We start from the raw sequence: 6,071 nt of genomic DNA on the forward strand, positions 1-6,071 counted from the left end.
TGACCTGTTCGGCACGATTGCCCGTCTACACATTGCTGATCGCCACTTTCGTTCCCAACACATCGGTTTTCGGCCCTCTGCGGATGCAGGGAATGGTGCTGTTCGGGCTGTATCTGCTCGGAACCCTCTCAGCCCTGCTCATCGCGGCCACTCTCAAGCGGACCCGCCTGCGCGGCGAGACGCTGCCCTTCTACATGGAGATGCCGCCGTACCGTGTCCCGAGTTTCAAGATGGTTCTCATCCAGATGTGGGACTCGGCACGCTTCTTTCTCCGCAAGGCCGGCACGATCATTCTGGGGACGTCGATCCTGATGTGGATTCTGTTGCACGTCCCCGTCGTCACTCCGCCGGATTCAATTCCCCCGGCACAGAGCGTCAGCTACCAGTTGGAGCACTCAATCGCGGGCTCCGCTGGGCGCGCGCTGGAGCCGGTGTTCGAGCCACTGGGGTTCAACTGGCAGACCAATGTGGCGATCATTAGTTCGTTGAGTGCGCGCGAAGTCTTCGTCTCGACTCTTGGCCAGATCTCCGCAGCAGAGGATGACAGCGACCAGAGCGTCGGTGAGGCGCTGGCAGGCCAAACCAACCCCGATGGTTCAAGGGTCTACAACTCCGCGACCGTAGCGGCCCTGTTGGTGTTCTTTGTATTCGCGCTGCAATGCATGTCGACCATCGCAGTCATGCGTCGAGAGACCAACTCCTGGCGCTGGCCGGCCTTCGCATTCGGCTACATGTTCGTGCTCGCGTGGACGGCTGGGTTGATTGCCCACACAATCGCCTCGGCACTCGCATGAACAGTCACGGCCACGGTGCCGGCGGAACACAGTGCGGGCAACCGCGAATCCACGCCGAACGGACCAGCGACGACTGTGCGATTGATTGGATCATCCGCGACGACTTGATGCTGGGCACCACTTGCGTCGAACGGGGGGATGTACCACCCAGAACCCCAGCTCCGTTGGCAGCACTTGTCGAATCCGGCACCGCGGCGCGGATTGAGACACGCGATGGCGCCATCAGAGTGTGGCGGTCGCCGCACACCTCCAGTTGGGATGGCCTGGCGGGCCAAGTTGACAACGCAGTGCACGCCGCGTTTGCGCACGGTCCCTGGATCGTCGATGCCGCACCCACAGCCAACCGGTCCGGGCCCGCCGACTCACGCTTGGTGCAAGGGGTGAGCGAACTCCTCGACGGTGAGGTCGGCGACTACATCACCTCACATGGTGGACACATGACGCTGCTCGATGTCAGCGACGGTGTTGTGACCCTCGAACTGTCCGGGGCGTGCAAGGGATGTCCTGCGGCGACGCACACCCTGCGGATGGGAATCGAGACTCGACTGCGCGATCGGTACCCCGAGTTGCGGGCCGTGGTCGCAAAGACGTAGCCCCTCCCGCGACAAGGCTCAAAGCGCGACACCGCCCGCAGGAGCCCTAAGCTCCGCGGTTAGAGCCCTGGACGATGGAGGACACATGGCCGATCCAACGGACACCCCGCCGTGGCTCTATCGGGCGGTCGTCGGCTCCACCTGGCGGGTCGTGGGGATTGTCCTCATTGTGTTGGGGGGGCTATGGGTGCTCAACCAGGCCAGCACCTTGGCGATCATGCTCGTTGTTGCGTGTTTCCTGGCATTGGCGATGGTCCCGGGCGTCGAGGCACTCGCCCGTCGCTTCCACTGGAAGCGGGGAGCAGCAGCGGGCGCGATTCTCATTGGAGTCTTCGGAACGCTGATCCTGCTGATCGCATTCCTGATTCCAGCCTTGATCGACATGACGAGCAAGCTCAGCGCTGACGTACCTCAATGGGCCGAACAACTCAACCAGCATGGCATCCGCGTCGGCAGCGGAGCGACGGAGAACAGCCAGAATGTCATCGCCAGTATCGAGCACTGGGCAACGACTTCCGGCAAGAGTCGCCTCGTCAGCGTCGCCGGTTCGTCGGTCACGATCCTGTTCGAGTTCTTCACCGTCATGATGTTCACATTCCTGATCGCCACAAACGAACCTCGACTGCGCAACACCCTGCTTCACCGGATGAACGCCAAGTCCCAGAAACGATTCCTGTTGGCGTGGGACACCGCGATAACTCAAACGGGAGGCTACTTCTACTCCCGACTGCTACTCATGATCATCACCGGGTCGTTGTCGGTCGTCGTCATGATCGCCCTCGGGCTGCCGGTGACCTACGCGCTGCCGCTGGCCTTCTTCGGGGCGTTCTTTGTGGAGTTCATCCCAGTCGTGGGCAGCTATGTCGGGATCGCCATTCCCGTGCTGGTGGTGCTGGCCGAACGAGGGGTGGTACCAGCGCTGATCCTGCTCGGCTGGGGCATCCTCTACCAGCAACTGCACGACTATCTCCTGAGCCCACGCATCAGCTCCAAGACGATGGAGATCAATGCCGGAGTTGCATTCGGATCGGCGTTGCTGGGCGGGGCGTTGGCGGGCCCCCTGGGCGCACTGTTCGCCTTGCCCGCTGCCGGCATGGTCACGATCTTCCTGCGCCAGTGGCTACCCGCATATGACATCGACGCGTCGCTGCCCGCCGACTTGGTTGGCGTCGAAGCCGCCGAACCGATCAGCAAGGCACACCGTCGCGAGCACCAACGGGGAGCTGAAGCGCGCACCCCGACGCCCCCGAGCTAGCGCACCTCACCCACCTCGTGCACCTCCGCCCTACGGCTGTGCTGGCCCCCATTGGTAGGGGTCGTAACGTGCTTCCAGCGCCGCCATCGCATCGGCAAAGCTGAATGCGCCCATTTCCAGCGCGTGACCGATAGCCACCCCGTCCAGCCCGCTTGCGGCCAGCGGTTGCAGTTGGTGGAGATCGGCCAGAGTCTTGACGCCAGCGCCGCACGTCACTGGCGCGTTGGAGGTCTGGCAGAACGTCTCCATCAGATGCAGATTGCCGTGCTTCCAGTGATCGTGGTGGGCTAGATCGGTCACCGTGTAGTGCGGCACCCCTAGTGCGTCCAGTCCCCGGATTGCGCCCCACAGGTCCGCACCCTGCAACGAGGTCCCTGGACAGACAAGATGACTGCCACCCATCACGTCGAGGCCCAGGCTGATGCGGTGCGGTGCACGCGCGATCGCCGCTGACAGCGCATCCGAGTCAGCCGCAACGGAGGCGGCCAGCACGATCCTGTCGACATCGGTTTTCAGCCAGTCATCGAGCTCGGTGATGGTGGTCGTACCAGCAACCAGATCGACGACGACGCGGCTGTGACGGCGGTGGACGATCCGCCGGACGACCGCAGTGTTGTCACCCGTCCCAGCGATGGCGTCGTCGTCTCGGATCTGGACGCGTTGGGCACCCTGCGCTTCCCAACTTGCCATGGCGTCTTCCGGGGAGACTTCCCGCGGCTGGGTTCCCTGTCCGCTCTCGTCCGGCAGCGTCGTTCTGCCGCGTGAGATTGCCAGAACAGGGATAAGACCGAGGGTCCGCGGTGACATGCGGCCACGCTACAAGCGCGGGGAGGGTGACGTTGATTGAGACCTAGCCTCGCGGCTCTTTGGTGAAGATCAGATCTCGAACTGTGTGCCCCTTTGCCAAGCCGATCTGCTCGTACTTCGTGACTGGTCGCCACTCGGGGCGGGGGGCGAAGCCGTCGTACGTGTTGCGAAGTGCGGGCTCATCGCTGAGCACCTCGAGCATCTGGTCGGCGTACCCAACCCAATCGGTCGCAACGTGAATGAATCCACCCGGTTCCAGGCGATCAGCGAACAGTGCCACGACATCGTGGCGAATCAGGCGACGCTTCTGCTGTCTTGCCTTGGGCCAGGGGTCCGGGAAATACGCTCGGATGCCTCGTAGTGAGTCAGGTGGCAGCATCGTGCGCAACAGTTCGACCCCATCACCGAGGGCCACTCGAACGTTCGCGAGTCCCTCGCGCTCACATGTGCGTACCAGGGTCGCAATCCCGGGGGTGTGAACGTCAACGGCAAATATCCCCACGTCTGGTTCGGCAATTGCCATGGCCGTCACTGCCTCGCCCATGCCGGAACCGAGTTCGAGCACAACTGGCAGTGGCGGGTCGAACAGGGTGGCCGGATCGACGACCTGTCCGTCGATGTCGACCCCGATACGCGGCCACGCTCGTGCCATCGCCGCGACACCAGAGGGACTGGCTCGGCCGTGGCGACCATGGAACGTGCGAATCGGTCGAGGTACACCCTCGCTAGCTGGCGACATGAGGCGCCACAACGGCTCGCATCGACTGGATTACCAAATCCGCACCCGATCGGTTGGGTCGCGCCACATGGCGTCTCCCTCGTTCACATCGAAGGCTTCGACGAACTCGTCACTGTTCACCAGCACCCCGGTGACCCGGAACTCGGGCGGGGAATGAGGATCCATGGCCACCCGTCGAATGTGCTCCTCTTCGCGAGCTTTAGCCCGCCACACCTGGGCGTAGGAGGCGAAGAATCGCTGATCTGCCGTCAGGCCGCCAATAACGGGGCCGGGTTCGCCTGCCAGGCTGTGATGATAGGCGCGCAGTGCCACGGCGACCCCGGAGACGTCCGCGATGTTCTCCCCGAGGGTGAGTTCACCGTTGAGACAGTGTCCGGCGACCGGCTCATATTCGGCGTACTGAGCGACAAGCGCATTGGTTCGCTCGGCGAAAGCGTTCCGGTCCTCGTCGGTCCACCAATCCACCAGATTGCCCAGACCGTCGTATTGCGAACCCTTGTCGTCAAAGCCGTGGCTGATTTCATGGCCGATCACTGCGCCAATCGCGCCGTAGTTGATCGCGTCGTCGGCCTGTGCGTTGAAGAATGGCGGTTGCAGAATTGCGGCCGGGAAGACGATCTCATTCATTTCCGGGTTGTAATAGGCATTGACCATCTGCGGTGGCATGAACCACTCGTCACGATCGATGGGACCTCCGAGCTTCGCCACCTCGCGATCGTGCTCGAATCCGGTGGCTCGCATGACGTTGCCGACCAAATCACCGGGGATGATCTCAAGTGCGGAATAGTCCCGCCAATCGTCGGGGTAGCCGATCTTCGCGCGGAACGTTGCCAGCTTCTCGTGTGCCTTGGCCTTGGTGGTTTCGGTCATCCACTCAAGCTGATCGATGGACTGCGCGTAGGCCGCGAGCAAATTGTCAACCAGCTCGATCATCCGCTCCTTGTTCTGCGGTGGGAAGTGCCGCTCCACGTAGAGCTGACCGAGCGCTTCGCTCAGGGCCGACTGTGCCAAGTCGACAGCACGCTTCCAGCGAGGTCGCTGCGTCGGTATCCCGCGCAGGGTGGTCCCATAGAACGCGAAGTTCGCGTCATCGAGTTCCTGCGTCAACAACGCAGCCGAGGAGGCGACCAGCCACCATTTGATGGTCAGCTTCCAGTCGGCTAACGGCACCGTCGCCAGAAGTCCGGAGACCCCTGTAAAGAAATCCGGTTGTCCGATATTTACCTCGTTGACGCGCGCGATCACCCCCAAGCTGGTGAGGTAGTCCGACAACCGCAGTGCCGGCGCCAACTCGTCGAGGGCCCCGACATCAACCAGGTTGTAGGTCTCGTGGGGGTCACGATTACGCACCGAATCCCATTGGATGGTCGCCAACGCCGTCTCCAGCCCGACGATGCGATCAGCGATGTCGCCCCAGGATCCCTCGTCGGCCAACCCGGCCAACTCCCACATTCGCGCCACGTGTGCCCGATACGCGTCAAGGGCCTCGCGGTGCTTGTCTTCCAAGTAGTAGTCGCGATCGGGCAGCGAGATCCCGCCCTGTCGCAGATCGAGCAGGTAGCGGGTCGAGTCGTGGTTGTCCTGGTGGATGAATCCCTGCAGCGGTCCGGAGACTCCGGAGCGTTCCATCCGCCCGAACAGTGCCGGGAGTTCGGAGGCGGCCTCGATCGCATCCACCTCGGCCAACAGCGGTGCAATCGGACTGAGTCCCAACTCGTTGAGACGCTCGGTGTCGAGGTAGTCGCGATATAAGGTCGCGATCTTGCCAGTGATGCTGTCGGGCTCGACTTCGCCCGCGTCAGCCTGACTGGCCGCATCCTCAATGATCGCCTTCAACTGCTCCTGGGCGGTGTCATGCAGCTGTGTGAATGACGCGTAATCGG

The 6,071-nt window shown here is 62.7% G+C and carries 6 protein-coding genes; 3 read left to right on the top strand and 3 right to left on the bottom strand.

Features of this window, described 5'->3' with window-relative positions; all coding sequences use genetic code 11:
• From KAZ48_10230 to KAZ48_10240, 3 genes are all read left to right on the top strand, one after another.
• A partial coding sequence (locus KAZ48_10230) for a ferrous iron transporter B (protein MBP7973167.1) occupies positions 1-794 on the top strand: 794 nt, incomplete at its 5' end.
• A gap of 380 nt (positions 795-1,174) precedes the next feature.
• Entirely contained in the window at positions 1,175-1,387 is a 213-nt protein-coding gene (locus tag KAZ48_10235) for a NifU family protein (protein ID MBP7973168.1), read from the top strand.
• An 85-nt stretch (positions 1,388-1,472) separates the two neighbouring features.
• Positions 1,473-2,642 (top strand): AI-2E family transporter, encoded by a 1,170-nt coding sequence (locus KAZ48_10240; protein MBP7973169.1) that lies wholly within the window; start codon positions 1,473-1,475, stop codon positions 2,640-2,642.
• Between the two features lie 30 nt (positions 2,643-2,672).
• Here the strand turns inward: KAZ48_10240 and KAZ48_10245 are convergent, their stop codons facing one another.
• The 3 genes from KAZ48_10245 to KAZ48_10255 all read right to left on the bottom strand — a co-directional run.
• The gene (locus KAZ48_10245) at positions 2,673-3,449 is read right to left on the bottom strand and encodes a hypothetical protein (GenBank protein MBP7973170.1); all 777 of its coding nucleotides are present in this window, start codon (positions 3,447-3,449) and stop codon (positions 2,673-2,675) included.
• 43 nt (positions 3,450-3,492) lie between these two features.
• Entirely contained in the window at positions 3,493-4,188 is a 696-nt protein-coding gene (trmB, locus tag KAZ48_10250) for a tRNA (guanosine(46)-N7)-methyltransferase TrmB (protein MBP7973171.1), read from the bottom strand.
• Positions 4,189-4,218: 30 nt separating this feature from the next.
• Positions 4,219-6,071 (bottom strand): hypothetical protein (locus tag KAZ48_10255; protein MBP7973172.1); only part of this gene is annotated, 1,853 nt, incomplete at its 5' end.

The organism is Candidatus Nanopelagicales bacterium (assembly GCA_018003655.1).
Lineage (GTDB): Bacteria > Actinomycetota > Actinomycetes > S36-B12 > UBA10799 > JAGNDY01.

What these genes read in the sequence shown, in the direction of transcription:
- KAZ48_10240 (MBP7973169.1), top strand. Translation starts at nt 1,473, where the DNA reads ATGGCCGATCCAACGGACACCCCGCCGTGGCTCTATCGGGCGGTCGTC.
- KAZ48_10245 (MBP7973170.1), bottom strand. Translation starts at nt 3,449, where the DNA reads ATGTCACCGCGGACCCTCGGTCTTATCCCTGTTCTGGCAATCTCACGC.
- trmB (MBP7973171.1), bottom strand. Translation starts at nt 4,188, where the DNA reads ATGTCGCCAGCTAGCGAGGGTGTACCTCGACCGATTCGCACGTTCCAT.